The sequence below is a fragment of the Bdellovibrio sp. CKG001 genome (assembly GCF_055397465.1).
In genome coordinates, this window is record NZ_AP029173.1 from 2,402,345 (window position 1) to 2,418,522 (window position 16,178).

Sequence of the window (16,178 nt, forward strand, 5' to 3'; positions counted from 1 at the left end):
GAAGTACTGTTTTGACAGGCCCTTTACAGCAGCCACAAACAGCTGATCGCAACGGCCGTCGGGATCACAGCGGCGATCAGAAGATTCAAAGGTTTGATTCCACCGGGGAACTTATGGCTTAAAATCGAATACCCTGCTGCATTCGGAGCGTTGGCAATAATCGTCAAACCACCCCCGGCGATGGCACCGGCCACCAGTGCATATTTGCTGGCCTCACTTAAACCTTCCACCTGAGATCCGAGATAAGTCAAAGCTGCATTGTCCGTGATAGCAGTCAATCCCACCGCTCCCTTAAATAGCAACAAATCACTCATGCTGCCCAGAAGCGGCGCCAGCCACCATTTCTGGAAGGCACCAAACTGAATAATCCCCCCTAGGAACATGGCCACAAGCAGACTTTCTTTAAGGCGCAAAGTATCCTGATATCTCTGCGTGACGGCCGCAACCCCCAGGAACAACAAGAAGATGCCCATAAAGGCATTTTGATAGTGAGCCGTAACAACGATCCCGGTCAGGAATAACAAATGCACAATAGTGACCGGAACTGGGATGGCCGCCTGAGCCCCCGCAAGACGAGTCTCAACCTCACGCAAAGGGATACAACCTTCTTTGAGCTCTTTGCGGAAAATCGCCAGAAGCAAGCAGGTATTAATAGCCACCGCAATCGCACTCTTCCAACCAAAATGAGAGAAGACAAAGGCAAAGTCCCAGTTCCACTTGCCAGCCACCATCAAAATGGGAGGCGCCGCAAATGGCGTCAAAGCCCCGCCGATGGAGATGTTCACGAACAACACCGCGATCAAGGCATAAATCAGTTTGTTTGTTTCCTTCTGCAGCATCGAATTAAGCATAAAGGCCGTCACCGTCATCGCTGCAGGCTCCGTGATAAAGCTGCCGCTTAATGGCCCTAAAATCAGCACCACAAAAATATCAGTCAGAACAGCGGGCGTGCGGAAAACCCTTTGAATCAACGAACTGACAACTAAAATCCCTTTACGTCCTGCAGCCAGCACAGGTCTGGTGGAGCAGACAACCATAATGGCAAAAATAAAGAACGGTTCGATAAAGTTCAGACCCGTCTGATAAGCCATGGCTTTTTCCCAGCCTTCGATGCCGATGAAAATGGCCATAAAGAGCGCCGCCCAGATCGCGAACACCGCCTCAATTTCACCAAGCAGGTGCAAGACATTGCTCCATAACGAGTTTTTGGGAAAATGATGGGACCACGCCAAAATCCGTCCCACCATGAAGGTGTGAATAACGGCCAGGCCAAACAGAATTGTTCCGATAAGCTCAACTGTAGTGTATGTCATAAAGACATACTAAACAGACTCAAAAAGCCCTGCCAACCAGAACCGGATAACACATGCCGATTTTGCATCGAGTCCACGCAAGATCTGCGACACCGTTATTTCTTGACGCAGGCCCCTTTTAGACAGACTTGCCCGGAGGAACACAGAATTTCCTTTTCAAGCACTTCACCTTTTTGACAGGCGAATTCCAGAAGTTTTTGCGAATCCAAACACCGGTCAAATTCTTTGACGACCTGGGAATAACAGCTGTCACCAAGACAGTTTTCATCCCCCAAAGCATAAATAATCTTTCCCGCCGTTTCAGGAATCAAGCCCTTATCGGAATCCTCGCACACTTTCGCGAAGGACACTGAGGAAACACACAGAATGGCACAGACTATCACTTTTCTCATGGAGCCACCTCACAACGAAAGGCCTTGGTCAAAGAGGCGTTGGTTTTCCATTCGCGGTCTTTTTTCGGAGGACCACAATGCACGGAAAGTTCCAGCACCACCGCACATTCAGATTTACTGAGCTTTTCCGTCTTCATGCGAATGACGGAGGCATATGAACAAGGTGATTGGCACTTTTGATTCTCCAGAAAGCTGCCGAATTCATTTTTGCCCATCAGAGTTTCCTGAGCAAAGGTGCTGGCTTTTTCCTGACAGACCTTTTCATCCCCGACAAGACGAAACGCTTTTTGGAAGGACTTGTCCGTTTGCTTGACCCCGTACTTCGAAGCCTCTGCCGCGGACACCTGAAGAACCTTATAAGCTGCCGGACACGAAGGGTCAGCCACCGTGCCCGTGGGTTCTGTTTTGATTTCCACCACCGGAGAGTTCACCTTAGAGCATCCCCCTGGACATCCCCCGGATTCTTTTAAAAACGCCTGTTGAAGAGTGTTGAGCTTGTCAAAGAGCCCCTTCATTTTACTGGAAGCACTGAACACACCATAAGTGATCTCTGGCATCTTTTCAGCCTTCACTGCGGTCTTGACCTGGCAGTGAGCTTCATTCTTTTTATCGAGCTCCTGACAAAGACTTTTCAGATCCTGCACTACGGATTTTGCACCAGGCCCGCAGGACTCTGCCGCCCGCCCGGTCGTCGCGCTCAAAATCAAAACTGTAAAAAGAAGAGCTGTTTTCATAGGGAACTTATCGGCATGACAGCCCCGAAATTGAGCCGAAACAGGACCTATTTCCAGTCCTTATTTTATTACACGGTCATTACATATTCTCAGAGTAAAACTATTGGCACATCGCCAGATTGTCCGTCATGAATTGGCGCTGCCCCGCCAGCTCTGTGGCGCTGTATACGAACTGATTCACGTCACAGTGGTTTTCCTGAACCAGCTCCAGCACCCGATCTTTTTCCGGCGGTGTCAGCCCCAGGGACCAGATCATTTTCACCTTCAACCATTGCACCAAATACTGACAGCGATATGCTGGATTGGGTGGCATGTAACCTTCAGGAGTTTTATCGCTTTTCGAGGCATTTTCCTTTCCATAGACCGCCAGTAAATGGAAGCCATTCCCCAGGAAATTGCCATACAGACAGCGCTTGGTTCTAGTCCACTTATAGGCACCGCTCAGATAGGCGTTTTTCAACGGCACAAAGTGATCAATCTGAATTTCACTGGCCCGCGTGTAAGAACGATCCCCATAAGGGTCCTGCCACTTCCCCGCAGCCACCGAGCAACCATTGGAGGAAAAGTCCACTGGGCTTTCCGAGTCGCGAATCAACACCTTGGCCCGCGTATTGTAACAGACATCATCCCGACGATCATTCACCCATCCCCCAAAATGCTTGGAGCGATTGTAGGGCTCGGTGACAGCACCATAACTTTCATTGTGGTGATCAAACTGCAAAAGAGAATACAAACGGGCGCGTAACTCAGTGAAAAAATCTTCAGAATCAGACAGGAACTCATGGGCGACAGTCAAAGGATCCGAAAACGAGGAGGAGGAATTTTGCGGCGATTCCCCTTCCTTGACGGTGTAGTAGTCATCAAATCGGGGGTTGGCGAGATAATTTTCAGCCAGGGCCTGAGATTTTCCGAAAGTGGCCACCAACATCATCACAAGAAGCGATTTCTTCATGAAGTCTCCAAATCCTTTTAGAGCATCGTTGTTTTCTTATTAGAAAAAGAAATTCGCTTATTTGCAAAGAATAAATCGCGAGCTGGAAAACAAAAACAGAAAACGAACAAAAAGCCGCAAGGGCCACCCCGTGCGCCTGATCACCAGACAGAGAAATTGAAGTACATGCTTTTGGGGAAGGCCTGAGTTCTTATTTCCCCGTTGTTCATAAGAGCTCTGATGATGCCACACCTTTCGGGTTCCTTATCAAAATTGCAGACCTTTAGTTCATTCTTTAATTGCTGTAAATCGACCAGGGTTTCTTTGTCCGGCTGGTAGGCCCAGGATTCAAACAAAGGAACATCCTCGATGGTTCCGACCTGCTTTTCCGCCCGATGGCAGGAACTGCAGTTGGTTCCCGAGCCAAAACGCACATTGCTGTAAGGTCTGCTTTTGGCGATCGGTTGCATCACCGGGAATTCTATTTCCGCCTTGATCGACGTTGTTGTAGAGGTCTGATAACTCAACTCCAGATAATCCCGTCCTCGCCCCTCTGGTACGACGGACATGTAAAGCTTTTCGTTTAAGATAAAAATGCGCGGACTGCGGTTGCCTGCGGCTGGCTGCCCGCTCATTTGACTGTTGGTTAAGGCGACATTCAGCGGGCGCTCCAGGCTTTCTAAAAAGCAGCGCACTGTGACCGGCTTGGGCAATGAATTCACCAAAGCAACCACGTCTTCGATAGTTGCAGGCCGCCCGGAAACACCTCGAGGGGTTGCGCAGTCAGTTGAGGACTGCAACGCCGCCCTTTCGACAGAGTCAGAAACCGCAATGGCATCAAAACTCGCCCCCGGAGAGCACCCAACACCCCACCCGGAAGCCAGCAACAATGACAGGACAACAGCACCATGAGTCTTGGTAGTGTTCATGCCCTCTAGGGTAGCAGAGAGCAAAACCTGCAACAAAGGTGGATATTTCATTTATTCTCTCAAGCGCGCCAGATTTGCCCTTAGAAGGAAATTCACGAAAGAACGTCTTATCTTAAGACAAAAAACGCATGAATCGCGGTGTGCAAAGAGCAAATTGTTAGACTTCCACCGCAGGATTGCCTACAACAGGGATTATGTTACGTGCCGGTCGCTTCCGCCATCGTCTGCTGGATGATGGTTTTTTAAAAAATCAAAGTGCTTTGGCACACCAATGTTTGCAACCTTTTCTGGAGCTCTGGCGCGCGAAAGCTCTGTCAGATGCGGAAATCGCGGCGGCTTATATAGCCGTTTTTGCTTTCTTGCGACGGCCTGTGGATTTTTTAGGGGGCCCTCACAATCAGCCGCTGGCGGCGCTGCCTGAAAAGCCCTCTTTTCAAGCCTCGGACTTCCTGCAGTGCCTTTGCGGGGAACTTCCTGAATCGCTTCGTCACGCCAAATCCTTGCGCCGTTTTGCTCACAGCGGGGATTTTCTATCCTACTTCTGCTCGCAAAGCTGGCGATCCATTCCCCTGTCTGTGCCACAGTCCCTGATGGCTTGGCAGGCTGGTCGCTATCCGCTGCAGCTGTGTTCTTTCGTGCCGACGCCTTTTGAAGTTCTGTCGCTACAAACTCAAGGTCAGCGCTGTGTTTCGATGCTGCAAACGCTCAATGAAATGCAGAGTTTCGTTGAAGAGGGCCGAGACGTCTTAGGATTCATTGTTCATGACCTGATTCATGCCGATCACTTTTTTGCCGATCCCGTGAAGGCGGCAGCGCAGATCCATTTCAGTCAACGCTTGGCTGTGATCTTTGCTCTGCCGAAAATTCAAGAAATGTTAAAGTCTGATGAGGTTTTCAAATCCGAGTTTGAGTATCTGATGTCGGACATGAACTCGTTTCCTCTTCACTTGCTGAAAACCCTGAAAGCCGTCCTTTTGGGCTACTTCAAACGCCGCGATGGCTTGGACATGAAAAACCCCCTGCCACCGGCAGCCGAGCGGGAGTTTCAGGAGCTGTATGAGGCCAGTCTCAAGCCTTGGAAGTTCCCCACTGAGGCACTAAATGCGGCCCAGCGTCTCAATACGCCCCTGTTCGAAAGTCCTAAAGACGAACATTTGCTACACGACGCACTCTCAATAAACTTTCATGACGGCCCGGCAATTATCTGCTAAGCTGGGGGTCTATGTCCTTAAAAAAAGACTGCGGTCACTCGCCTGTAAATCTGGATTCCTGCAAAAACTGCGAAACGCGTTTTGACAGCTTGCTGTGCTCGTCTCCGGACGTGCTGCTGCTGATGGAAAAAGCCCGCGTCACCTGTCGCTTTAAAAGTGGTCAGGTGATCTTTTATTCTGGGAATGACCCCTTGGGTATTTTCACAATTCAAAAAGGACTGGTGAAATTGGAAGTCACCTCCCCGGCCGGCGCCGCACACACGCTGCGCTTGATCGGTCCTGGTGGCACCTTGGGTTATCGCTCCCTGTTTGCCAATGAGCCTTACCATGCCTCCGCCGTGGCGGTGGAGGACTGCGAACTTTGCTTTGTGCCTAAAGCTGAAATCATGAGCATCTTTAAGACTCATCCAGAATTGGCAATGAAACTGCTTTCGCACATCTCAAAAGATCTGCGCATGGCGGAAGAAAAATGGATGGGCCAAATGGACAAAGGAGCCTCTGAACGTATCGCTGAGGCCTTGTTGTTCCTGCAAGAGCACTTCGTCCATCAAAGCTGGACTCGCCGGGAAATCGCACAGTGGGCAGGAACCACCCCTGAAACCGTGATCCGCACGCTGTCGCAATTTGAAAAAGACGGCATCATCGATCAGACTGACGGACGCAACATCCGCATTCTTTCCAAAGACAAACTGCGCGAACGCGCCGAAGTCGACTAAAGCGGCTTTCGCCGCTTATCGAAAAAATATTTCTTAGATATCGTAAAGCATCTTGTGGGCCTGACGGCTCAGCTCTTCACGCACTTCCGGCGCCGCAATGGCGATCAAGGCGTCGGCTCTTTCTTTTAAAGTTTTGCCAAATAAAGGGGCCACCCCGTATTCGGTCACGACATAATGAACGTGCGCGCGCGTGGTCGTCACACCCGCCCCCGGCTTCAAGGTCGGAACAATCTTGGAAACACCCTTCTTGGAACTGGCACGCAAGGCGATGATCGGTTTTCCTCCCGGTGACAGGGCTGCGCCTCTCATGAAGTCCATTTGGCCACCAATGCCTGAATAAATGCGGCTGCCAATGGAGTCGGCACAGATCTGTCCGGTAAGATCCACTTCGATCGCGCTGTTAATGGCGATCATCTTTGGGTTCTGACGAATGACGTGTGTATCATTCGTGTAGCTGGCATCCATCATCATGACGTCAGGATTGTCGTCGATAAAGTCATAGACTTTGCGTGAGCCGATCACAAAGCTTGAAACCACTTTGCCCGTCAGACGCGGCTTTAAACGATTGGTGATGGCCCCGGCTTTATAAAGGTCAATCAACCCGTCTGAAAACATCTCGGTGTGAATCCCCAGATCGCGATGCCCGTGCAAGGCCCGCAAGGTTGCATCCGGAATCGCACCGATTCCCATTTGCAGGGTGGCACCATCTTCAATCAGACTTGCGACATTGCGCCCGATTTGCATTTCCACATCACCAGGATCTGCTGCGGAGGCGATGTAAAGCTCCTCATCCACAGGGATCGCAAAATCGATTTTGTTAAATTCAAACTGGGATTCACCAAAGGTGCGCGGCATGCGCGGGTTGACCTGTGCAATGATTTTTTTGGCTGTGCGCACTGCCGCGATGGAAACATCCACAGACGGCCCCAGACTGCACATGCCATGACGATCTGGCGGAGACACCTGAATCAAAGCCACATCCAACGGAACAATCCCACGATAGAACAACTGAGGAACTTCACTTAAGAAAATTGGGACAAAACTGGAGTTGATATTTGCGCGGGCTTTGCGAAGATTGGCGCCATTGAAGAAACTGTGAACTTCAAAGTTCTTCTCATACTCTGGCAGTGCGTAGGAACAGTCGCCTTCTGTATGAATGGCATATATTTTCACGTTCTTAACTTCAGGAGCCCGGCGCACCAGCGCCTTGACCAATTGTTGCGGCGTTGCCGCTGCGGTGTGAATAAATACATGGTGGCCCGACTGAACTTCTTTTAAGGCTTCGTCTGCGGATACAAACTTAGGCACGACTTCCTCCGAATCAATTAGTTTGCATCCTATCCGTTTAGGTGGGTACATCAAGCTTTAACATGACGTCCGCCCCATTTCCTGCTAAATTGGTACTGAGGTGAATATGAAAAAGAATCCCGTGGATGGCTGCCCCATCTGCTCCACCCAGGAAGAGAAAGTCACAGAGCAGATTCTGAGTTTCATTCAGAAGAAAACCTATCCCAAAAATACGGTCATCTTTGAACAGGAAGAAGAGGCCAAGGGTCTTTATCTGATTGTCAAAGGCACGGTGAAAATCTCTAAAATTTCATCCAACGGTAAAGAAGTGGTCTTGGGACTTCTGGGGCCCGGCAAAACTTTTGGTGAAGGCAGCCTGCTGGGACAATCCAAACAAGCTGACACAGCTTCCGCCTCTGAAGCCTGCGAAATCTTCTACCTTCCCAAAAAAGACCTGCAGGATATCCTCGCGAAAAATCCTTTATTGTATCAATCGGTGGTGTCTTCTCTGGTGCGCTGGATGACCAATCTGAATCAGGTCATCGAAAATATCAGTACACCCTCGGCCCAGGATCGGGTTTTGAATTATCTGGAGCGCCTGCAATCCGAACAGCAAACGCCCGTGGTTCATCTGGAAGGCAAGAAGCACGAAGTGGCCCTGATGCTGGGACTGCGTCCAGAAACCTTTTCGCGCACTTTGGCAGAACTCGAGCAGCAGGACATCATTAAGATGAATCACAAACAGATTCAGATCCTGAAATCCGTGCGATAACACTGGACCACTACGGCTAGTGACCCTGATCATGATTTTGGCGGATTTGTAGTGTTCAATTAAAAGTTCTCGTGAATCCTTTTATCAGGAGCGAGACATGAACATCTACAAGTACGACATCGTTTTCCAGGAAGTTCCTCATCATATTTCTTTGGCCCTTTATGTCTGTGGCTGCCCGCTCAAATGTCCGGGCTGCCATTCTCCCGAATTGTGGACCGAAAAAACCGGCACCCCGCTGACCACCCCCCTCTTACAATCTTTGATCGAAAAATATCGTCATCGCATTTCCTGTCTACTGTTTCTGGGCGGTGAATGGCATGAGTCCGAGTTGTGCGAATTTCTGCAACTGGGGCGCAGTCATCACCTTAAAACCGCGCTGTACACGGGACTGGAAAAAGTCCCCCAACGATTGGAGCAACATCTGGATTACCTGAAAACCGGTCCATGGATTCAGGCCCGGGGCGGACTGTCCTCCCCGACAACCAATCAGGTCTTTAGGGATCTGAACACTGGAAAAGTTCTTAACCACCTCTTTCAACACAACACAAAGGAGACCTCCCTATGATCCGACTTACACCGGAACAGATTCAGAAAAAGATCGAATTCGTCCAACAATATAAAGCCGCGCCGAATGCTGCCGAAGGCTCGAAGCTGGATGCCAATGCCAATGTGACGTTGAAAAATATTGCGACACTGGAAGCAGAGATCAACAAGGACATCAATATCCAGATCAACCGCACACTGGTGCAAAACAAGATCGAAGAACTTTTCGGTCCGAACCTGGCGCAAGAGTATGTCCGCCAAATCGAAAGCCATGAAATCTATGTTCACGACGAAACATCGCTAAAACCTTATTGCGCCTCTATCTCCATGTACCCGTTGCTGTTGCAAGGCTTGAAAGATCTGGGCGGTGAATCCCAGGCCCCCCAACATCTGGAAAGCTTCTGTGGCTGTTTTGTAAATCTGGTCTTTGCCATTTCCGCGCAGTTTGCCGGAGCTGTGGCCACAGTCGAATGGTTGATGTATTTTGATCACTTTGCCCGCAAGGATTACGGCGACAACTATCTGCAAACTCACACTCGCATCATCAACAATCACTTGCAACATGTTGTGTATGCCCTGAACCAGCCTGCGGCCGCGCGTGGCTATCAATCGGTGTTCTGGAATATTTCGGCTTATGACGAATACTATTTCAAATCTCTTTTTGGTGACTTTGTCTTCCCGAACGGAGATCTGCCACAGTGGGACAGTGTCAAAAAATTACAAGCGCACTTTATGTCCTGGTTTAATGAAGAACGAAAAAAAGCGATTCTGACATTCCCTGTGGTCACCGCCGCGATGTTGATTGATGAGAACGGCCCCCGCGACAATGATTTTGCAGGCATGTGCGCCCGCGAACTCAGCGAGGGCAACAGCTTCTTCATGTATATGAGCGACTCCGCCGACAGTCTGGCCAGTTGCTGCCGCCTGCGCAACGAAATCTCGGACAACACGTTCAGCTATTCATTGGGTGCCGGAGGTGTGGCGACAGGGTCCATCAACGTTATCACCATTAATATGAACCGCCTGGTGCAGCGAAAACTGGATCTGTTGACCACGGTTGAAAAAGTTCAAAAATATCAGGTCGCTTATCGCCAATTGATGCAGGAGTATTTTGAAGCCGGATTGCTCAGTGCCTATACGGCAGGGTTTATCTCATTGGATAAACAATTCCTGACCATCGGGATAAACGGAATGGTAGAAGCGGCGGAATACTCAGGCCTGAGCATTGCCAATGAGGCCCCTTACAAGGACTTCGTGCGGGAAAAACTGAAAATCATCTATGACGCCAACAAAAGAGCCCGTCAGAAATTTGGCTATATGTTCAACACCGAGTTTGTTCCGGCTGAAAACCTGGGGGTGAAAAACGCCCAGTGGGACCGCAAGGATGGATTGTATGTCCCGCGCGACTGTTACAACTCTTATTTCTATATTGTCGAAAATGACGAAGTGAATTCATTGGACAAAATGGATCTGCATGGCAAGGAAATGATGCAATATCTGGATGGAGGTTCCGCCCTGCATTTGAATTTGGAAGAAAAGCTGACCGCCGACGGTTTTCTGAAACTGATTCGTGCCGCGGCCCTTTCCGGATGCAATTACTGGTGCGTGAATATCAAGATCACCATCTGCAATGAATGCGAACATATCGACAAAAGGACTTTGTACAAATGCAGCAGTTGTGGCAGCCCCGATGTGGACCATGCAACCCGTGTGATCGGATACCTGAAACGCATTTCTGCGTTCAGCAAGTCCCGTCAGATCGAGGCGGCCAAACGCTTCTATCACCCTACGACTTCACACGGATCATCTTCGGCAGGAAAATCCAGCCCCAGATCAACAGCCCCAGAATCCATGTATAAGACGCATAGACCAAATGAGACTGATAGATATGAGGAGCAAATCCCGCTGACAACCTAGTTAAACCGGCAAACCCCATCAACAAGGCTCCAAGGAACAACCCCTTGGAGCTTTTTTCCAGTTCCATGTTGTGCTTACCATGAGACAAAGTCACCCGGGTTGCGATCATAAAGGTCATAAGCCCCAGACCCGACACCAGGATCACATGCAGCAAATGGATTCGGAAATCCGGAACGACCACGGTCGCCCATTGTCCCAGTAACATCATCCAGGCGGAACCCCATAAAAACCAACTTTGAAAAGCTTTGCGCTGGGGTTTGCGGTGAATCTTCCAGAAGAAAAACACAATAAAGCTCATCACCAAAGCGCGCAGAACAAAACCTGCTCGCGCGTGAATCAGAACCTCCACAACGAAACTGCCCAAGAACAGCACCGCCAATAAAGAGAACAATCCAATGCGAGCCCGAACCGTCTTGCCCGCCTCGGTCGGCAACGGAGCCCATCCCAATAAAGCTGGCACCAGTCGACTGCCCACACCCATCACCAGACACAGCACATAAGCCTGCAGCAGGAAGGTACGTGCCAAGGAATACAGATTTCCGGGAACATCCAGCGACTGTCCTAACAACAAAACGACACTGCCAAACAATCCCACGGCCAATCCCACTCCGACAAACAGGAAAGAGTCCGGAGGATTGCTTTGACGATTAAAAAAACGACGGAACATATAGACCATCAAAAAAACAAACAGTGCCGTGACAACGGCGTAGAAGTAGACCTTGCTCTGTGGCAGCAAACTGGCAAAAAGGGACAGAATCAGAACCATGGAAAGATTTTGCTCCCACGGGGCCGGTTCAAAACTGGATGTGAACTTCGGGGCTGCGGTCATCAAAAAGCCTGCGACAAAACACAGGAAAAATCCACCAGACATGATTTCAGGATGATGCAGTCCCGGATAAGAAACCAGATTCCAGGGGAAAAGAATCCACAGCAAAACGCCCCAGACTCCCATCACCCAGCCCGCTGGAAAGAAATAACGATAAGCATCCATTGAAGTCGTACTCATATTAGCCTCACTTCGCCCTTTGCAGGGTCCCTAATGAACCTAACATGTGTCAATGAAGGCTGCCTTGACTCGAATCAAGAAAAAGGGGCTCTCAGCCCCCTTTTTAGCCTCCGGCCAGCCAAAGACCGACAACGGCGGCCCCACACATACCCATCGTGGCTGCAAAAATCCCGATACAGGCTCCGGAAACCATAACGGTTCCAATCACCCCACTGACAACCACATGTTTCACTGTCTCCATAAACTCCTCACTTTCATGAGGAAAGATTACGGCGTGGCTTCAAGGCAAAACATGATTCACATCAAGTCATCGCTGATTGCAAAAGCCAATCCGCGTTTTCACTGATCCCGGTCATGCCCCCAGAACCATCACGTTCAGCTCGACGGTCAGCTGCTGGGTTGTTTCGGCCAGTCCGCCGATTTCTCCACTGGTGGCAGCAATCTCTTCCGCAGAAGCCGCATTGCTTTGCGAAGCCTGATCCAGTTGGTTCATCGCCTTTCCAATCTGCTGAATGCCCGCACTTTGTTCGGCAGAGGCCGCGGCAATCTCATTATTTAAATCCGCCACTTTTTTCACGGACTCAACAATACTCCCCAGAACGACACCGCTGTTGGCGGCAATACGACTGCCTCTTTCGATCTGTTCTACGGAGGTGCTGATCAATGTGGCGATGTCCTTAGCGGCGACCGCACTTCGCTGCGCCAGACTGCGCACGGCTTCGGCCACAACGGCAAAGCCTTTCCCCTGCTCACCCGCTCGCGCCGCCTCAACCGCCGCGTTCAATGCCAGAAGATTCGTCTGGAAGGCGATATCGTCGATGACGGAAATGATCTCTTCAATTTTCTTGGACGACTGTGAAATTTCATTCATGGACTGAATCAATCCACGAATCTCACTTTCGCCGGCCTCGGCGGCACTGCGCGAAGAAGCCGAAACCGCAGCCGCCTGCCGGGCATTATCTGAATTCACCTGCACCATCGAGGTGAGCTCTTCCAACGAAGCCACTGTTTCCTCTAATGAAGCCGCGGCCTCTGTGGAAGACTGGGACAGCGTGGTTCCAGCCTCGCTCAGTTGCACAACTGAAGAAGTCACATTGCCGCTGGCGCCAGACAATCTAGTGGCAATGGCTGAGATCCCGTTCGCCATGCGTGAGGAGATCAACAGGATGATTCCAATCACCGTCAAACTGGCGGTCGTGTTAATAACACCCGTCCACCAAAAGACACTGCTTTGCACGCGTTCGGATTCTTTACTTTCCTCATCAGCACGTTTTTCATAGCTTTTGGAGATTTCAAGATTGTTGCGGCCGATCTCAGTACCAATCCTCCAGATATCCCCCAGAAGAAGGGCGCGCGCCTCGGACAGATCCTCGGGATTTCCCCGCTCGACCAGTTCGACAACTTTTTCCAGCATTCCTAGATAGTGATCCTTATTCTGCTCAATGTATTGACGACCTTGTTGCTCGGCCTGGGTGCGAGCCGGGAACTTTGAATACAGTGCGAAGTTGGTCTTCCATTCAGCGATGGATTCGCGAGCGATTTCCAGACGCTGTTTTTTCAACGCCGGATCGTCAGCCACCGTCAAAGCCACAAAGATGTTATAGCCATATCGATTGCGGGCGATGATCAGATGATTGAGTGCTTTGGTTGCAGGAATGATTTCATCATGGGCTGCATCCAACAATCCCCCCACCCGGTTGATCCCATTGAAGGCCACACCGGATGAAATCACAAAACCGATCACCGGCAAAATAGCCACCGCCAACAGACGTCCACGAATTCCCTTAAACCAAGAAGCAAAACGCACCCAAAACCTCCCATGTGGCGACTTACATCGGCCCCTTTTTGTGAGATCTTTAGTTGATACTTAGTACTCACCCGGCTGGAAAATCACAACCACACCCCACGCATGTTCGACAGAGGGAATCGTTGCCTCGACGTTCAGCTCAATATTCTGGTCCCAGCGCCAGTTCACTCCGGCTTTTAGTAGCTGATCCCGGTGCAATTGTTTTTCAAGGATCACGTCCAGTTCCCCTGCCGCCACCCAGCGAACACCTGCTATAAAATCCGCAGAAAAATCGTGTTCCCCTGCGAGCTCTGAAGACACTCGTCCGTAAGGGGTCCAGCGTGCAGTCACATCCCCGGACATTTCCCCGCACAGCTGCCACACCCCTTCGCTGATATCATGTGAATAACCCGGCACAAACGCCACCTGAATAAGCTCCCCCGCCCAGGCAGATACATTTCCGACGGCCGCGCGGAGATGGGCCTCTTCCCCAGACCGCACTTCTGTTAGATTGAAAGAAGGATTTAACTTCGGTGAAAATCCATAGCCCAGTAAGGTCCCACGGGAAACCTCATCTGCTTCCCGCTGTTGTTGTAACTCCATTTGAATATTATTTTCTGGATAAACCCCTGCCAGCCCCAAAGCCATGGTTCGCAAAGAAAAAATAGTTGAAAGAAGAAATAAAAAACGCTTCATCACCAGGTCCTTTTTTTGTTTGTGGGTCCTGCAATAAAGCGATCACAAAAATGAAACAACGGATTCAGCAAAAAAAATCACGCCTGAAAACAGAATGAAAGCGCCACCTGACGGGGATCATCTAACGTCGCAACTTCGCCAAAGTTTGAATCAAACTTTCTGGCAGCTTCGCTGGTTCTGACAAAATCTCGTAGGAATAAAACATCTGCGGAAAATAATGTTTCGCCGCTTTTTCGATGGCAAAGGCTTTCGTACTGATCTGCAGGGTCTCAGCCTCCAGACAGGCTTTGCGCATGTCTTCAATGCCGTAACGTCCTTCGTAACCATCATAGTCCGTGGGTTTTCCATCCGTCAGAAGCAATAGCACCTTCTGCCGGGCAGAGCACTTCTGAAGCAACTGTGTCGCATGACGAATCGCCGGCCCCAGGCGTGTGTACCCGCGCGGCACGACATTCGGAACACGGGAAAAATATCGGTCCCATTTTTCATCCTGTTTCTTCAGGAACTCAAATGCACAGTGGTGTCGTGTTTCCGAATAGGTCCCCGCAACGATGGTGTTTTCATCAGGGTTTGTTTGCAACAAGCCCCACAGGCCCACAGATTCCAGTTCAATATCCAAAACCCGATGATTGGCCACATAGGAATCCGTGGAAAGACTGAAATCCAGCAGGATCAGTATCTGCATGTCACGCTGTCGCAGAAACTGACTTTGATAAAGATGCCCGCTGGCAGAAACCCTATTTCGCACGTCGCTGAGATGGCGAACATACGCATCCAAATCCACTTCGGGGCCGTCCAGCTGTCCGCCCCGCCACTTCCTTTGATTGCGAACCTCGTCCAATTGTCGTCGACTGCGCTCAATCAACGAACTCTGCTGCTGCAGAAGCTGTTCTCGCAGAGATCCTTCCGAATCAGGCTCTGGAGTAGTGACTTTAAGTCGGCAAAAGTCCGGCAGAAGTTGTTTGCGCTTAAAGTGCCATTCGGGATAATAAAAGAATTCCCCTGCCTTGGATAACGTGTGCGTGGCATTGTCACGCCCCGGTCCTTGGGCAAAATCGGATTTAAAGAAGGAAGCCGCCTCTTCTCCGGATCGGGTCACATGACGGGGCTGAATCTCCTTGAGTGCCTCACTGTGTTCCTGAAGTTGATCCGAACCGTCGGCCACCCGACTTCCACCCTGATATTCATCCACCGTTTCCATTTTTTCAAAAGAATGAGTCACTGGGTTGTGTTCCTCTTTGTCCAGATCCACTTCTTCTTTTTCAAAGTGCGTCTGCATGGAAAGCTCTGATTCCTGCCGGGACATCTTGGCCGGTGGGGAGCTGTCCGGAAGCACCGAGGTTGGGCCCGCCACAGAACTCAACCCGCCCCACAAAAGCCAAAGGTCTTCAGGAAACGGTTCATTGCGTTTTAATCGTGCCGGATCCAATCCGGCTGCTGCGACTGTTTCGACCGATGAAAGCAGTTGAATCATCTGCCGCCCCGGCGCGTTCGCAGGGGCTTTCAATCTTTGCAAAAAATCCTGAAGCAAACTTTGATGAAAGTCAGGAAAGGATGGATACATCTTTGATATCTGCGAATGAAGAAGGGCTTTATGGCGCACAAAATGCAAAGCCCGGGCATAAGCATTTCTGCCCAACTCGGGCCAGTGAATTTTAAGCTTCTGCGAAGCCGCCAGATACAGGGCCTGATGCAAATACAGGTCACGGTTGCGTTCCTTCACAGGAAAGAAATGGATGGACTCGGGCAGATACACCACCCGCCCCATCACGCCGGACTGGCGGGCCGCGTGAATTTCGATGGTGTCATCAAAGAAGGGCTGTAAAACCAAAGCCAGTGCCTTGTCACAATCCTGCAAGTGATAGCGACAGGACTCCAGCTCATTTTCCTGGCGACGTTTCTTCCAGCGAACCGCCGCCTCATAAATCTTCTCTGTGATATCCAT

15 protein-coding genes and 1 pseudogene are annotated in these 16,178 nt (G+C 50.3%); 5 read left to right on the top strand and 11 right to left on the bottom strand.

Translation table 11 applies throughout. The annotated features are described in order from the left end of the window. Positions 1–23 precede the first annotated feature (23 nt). From ACZ50P_RS11375 to ACZ50P_RS11395, 5 genes are all read right to left on the bottom strand, one after another. Positions 24–1,313: a putative Na+/H+ antiporter gene (locus ACZ50P_RS11375; RefSeq protein WP_464131224.1), complete on the bottom strand. Its 1,290-nt coding sequence runs from the start codon at positions 1,311–1,313 to the stop codon at positions 24–26. Positions 1,314–1,408: 95 nt separating this feature from the next. Further along, the gene (locus ACZ50P_RS11380) at positions 1,409–1,705 is read right to left on the bottom strand and encodes a hypothetical protein (protein WP_464131225.1); all 297 of its coding nucleotides are present in this window, start codon (positions 1,703–1,705) and stop codon (positions 1,409–1,411) included. Further along, positions 1,702–2,439 carry a hypothetical protein gene (locus ACZ50P_RS11385; protein ID WP_464131226.1) on the bottom strand — a complete coding sequence of 246 codons (738 nt, stop codon included), beginning with the start codon at positions 2,437–2,439 and terminating at the stop codon, positions 1,702–1,704. The genes ACZ50P_RS11380 and ACZ50P_RS11385 overlap by 4 nt, the downstream gene beginning before the upstream one ends. A 100-nt stretch (positions 2,440–2,539) precedes the next feature. Continuing rightward, positions 2,540–3,391: an HNH endonuclease family protein gene (locus ACZ50P_RS11390; protein ID WP_464131227.1), complete on the bottom strand. Its 852-nt coding sequence runs from the start codon at positions 3,389–3,391 to the stop codon at positions 2,540–2,542. A 140-nt stretch (positions 3,392–3,531) separates the two neighbouring features. Beyond that, the gene (locus ACZ50P_RS11395) at positions 3,532–4,299 is read right to left on the bottom strand and encodes a hypothetical protein (RefSeq protein ID WP_464131228.1); all 768 of its coding nucleotides are present in this window, start codon (positions 4,297–4,299) and stop codon (positions 3,532–3,534) included. A 194-nt stretch (positions 4,300–4,493) separates the two neighbouring features. Between ACZ50P_RS11395 and ACZ50P_RS11400 the strand changes: the two genes are divergently transcribed. Together ACZ50P_RS11400 and ACZ50P_RS11405 are read left to right on the top strand one after the other, a co-directional pair. Continuing rightward, positions 4,494–5,510: a hypothetical protein gene (locus ACZ50P_RS11400; RefSeq protein ID WP_464131229.1), complete on the top strand. Its 1,017-nt coding sequence runs from the start codon at positions 4,494–4,496 to the stop codon at positions 5,508–5,510. A gap of 11 nt (positions 5,511–5,521) precedes the next feature. Further along, a complete protein-coding gene (locus ACZ50P_RS11405; protein ID WP_464131230.1) occupies positions 5,522–6,226 on the top strand; it encodes a Crp/Fnr family transcriptional regulator in 705 nt (234 codons plus the stop codon). A gap of 33 nt (positions 6,227–6,259) precedes the next feature. Here the strand turns inward: ACZ50P_RS11405 and ACZ50P_RS11410 are convergent, their stop codons facing one another. Then, on the bottom strand, positions 6,260–7,534 hold the full coding sequence (locus tag ACZ50P_RS11410) for an acetyl-CoA hydrolase/transferase family protein (protein ID WP_464131232.1): 1,275 nt from the start codon (positions 7,532–7,534) through the stop codon (positions 6,260–6,262). A gap of 106 nt (positions 7,535–7,640) precedes the next feature. On the opposite strand from ACZ50P_RS11410, the gene ACZ50P_RS11415 reads away from it, so the two are divergent. The 3 genes from ACZ50P_RS11415 to nrdD all read left to right on the top strand — a co-directional run bounded on the left by ACZ50P_RS11415 (position 7,641) and on the right by nrdD (position 10,745). Continuing rightward, positions 7,641–8,285, top strand: a complete 645-nt coding sequence (locus tag ACZ50P_RS11415) for a Crp/Fnr family transcriptional regulator (RefSeq protein WP_464120636.1) — start codon at positions 7,641–7,643, stop codon at positions 8,283–8,285. Positions 8,286–8,382: 97 nt separating this feature from the next. Then, positions 8,383–8,850 (top strand): anaerobic ribonucleoside-triphosphate reductase activating protein, encoded by a 468-nt coding sequence (nrdG, locus tag ACZ50P_RS11420; RefSeq protein WP_464120635.1) that lies wholly within the window; start codon positions 8,383–8,385, stop codon positions 8,848–8,850. Next, positions 8,847–10,745, top strand: coding sequence for an anaerobic ribonucleoside-triphosphate reductase (gene nrdD / locus ACZ50P_RS11425; protein WP_464120634.1), 1,899 nt, complete (start codon positions 8,847–8,849; stop codon positions 10,743–10,745). Before nrdG ends, nrdD begins: the two co-directional genes overlap by 4 nt. Here the strand turns inward: nrdD and ACZ50P_RS11430 are convergent. From ACZ50P_RS11430 to ACZ50P_RS11450, 5 genes and pseudogenes are all read right to left on the bottom strand, one after another. After that, positions 10,687–11,751: pseudogene (locus tag ACZ50P_RS11430) on the bottom strand (NnrS family protein); the annotation flags it as partial. The gene nrdD and the pseudogene ACZ50P_RS11430 overlap by 59 nt on opposite strands. A gap of 103 nt (positions 11,752–11,854) precedes the next feature. Continuing rightward, positions 11,855–11,992, bottom strand: a complete 138-nt coding sequence (locus tag ACZ50P_RS11435; protein ID WP_464120633.1) for a hypothetical protein — start codon at positions 11,990–11,992, stop codon at positions 11,855–11,857. A gap of 111 nt (positions 11,993–12,103) precedes the next feature. After that, positions 12,104–13,558, bottom strand: a complete 1,455-nt coding sequence (locus ACZ50P_RS11440) for a methyl-accepting chemotaxis protein (RefSeq protein WP_464131234.1) — start codon at positions 13,556–13,558, stop codon at positions 12,104–12,106. 60 nt (positions 13,559–13,618) lie between these two features. Next, positions 13,619–14,233 carry a hypothetical protein gene (locus ACZ50P_RS11445; RefSeq protein WP_464120631.1) on the bottom strand — a complete coding sequence of 205 codons (615 nt, stop codon included), beginning with the start codon at positions 14,231–14,233 and terminating at the stop codon, positions 13,619–13,621. Between the two features lie 121 nt (positions 14,234–14,354). Then, on the bottom strand, positions 14,355–16,178 hold the full coding sequence (locus ACZ50P_RS11450; RefSeq protein ID WP_464131236.1) for a nitric oxide reductase activation protein NorD: 1,824 nt from the start codon (positions 16,176–16,178) through the stop codon (positions 14,355–14,357).

Bases quoted from the DNA above. Each gene is read 5' to 3' on its own strand.
- ACZ50P_RS11395 (WP_464131228.1), bottom strand. From the start codon at position 4,299: ATGAACACTACCAAGACTCATGGTGCTGTTGTCCTGTCATTGTTGCTG.
- ACZ50P_RS11415 (WP_464120636.1), top strand. From the start codon at position 7,641: ATGAAAAAGAATCCCGTGGATGGCTGCCCCATCTGCTCCACCCAGGAA.
- ACZ50P_RS11405 (WP_464131230.1), top strand. From the start codon at position 5,522: ATGTCCTTAAAAAAAGACTGCGGTCACTCGCCTGTAAATCTGGATTCC.
- ACZ50P_RS11380 (WP_464131225.1), bottom strand. From the start codon at position 1,705: ATGAGAAAAGTGATAGTCTGTGCCATTCTGTGTGTTTCCTCAGTGTCC.
- ACZ50P_RS11450 (WP_464131236.1), bottom strand. From the start codon at position 16,178: ATGGATATCACAGAGAAGATTTATGAGGCGGCGGTTCGCTGGAAGAAA.
- ACZ50P_RS11400 (WP_464131229.1), top strand. From the start codon at position 4,494: ATGTTACGTGCCGGTCGCTTCCGCCATCGTCTGCTGGATGATGGTTTT.
- ACZ50P_RS11375 (WP_464131224.1), bottom strand. From the start codon at position 1,313: ATGACATACACTACAGTTGAGCTTATCGGAACAATTCTGTTTGGCCTG.
- ACZ50P_RS11390 (WP_464131227.1), bottom strand. From the start codon at position 3,391: ATGAAGAAATCGCTTCTTGTGATGATGTTGGTGGCCACTTTCGGAAAA.
- ACZ50P_RS11435 (WP_464120633.1), bottom strand. From the start codon at position 11,992: ATGGAGACAGTGAAACATGTGGTTGTCAGTGGGGTGATTGGAACCGTT.
- ACZ50P_RS11385 (WP_464131226.1), bottom strand. From the start codon at position 2,439: ATGAAAACAGCTCTTCTTTTTACAGTTTTGATTTTGAGCGCGACGACC.
- nrdG (WP_464120635.1), top strand. From the start codon at position 8,383: ATGAACATCTACAAGTACGACATCGTTTTCCAGGAAGTTCCTCATCAT.
- nrdD (WP_464120634.1), top strand. From the start codon at position 8,847: ATGATCCGACTTACACCGGAACAGATTCAGAAAAAGATCGAATTCGTC.
- ACZ50P_RS11445 (WP_464120631.1), bottom strand. From the start codon at position 14,233: ATGAAGCGTTTTTTATTTCTTCTTTCAACTATTTTTTCTTTGCGAACC.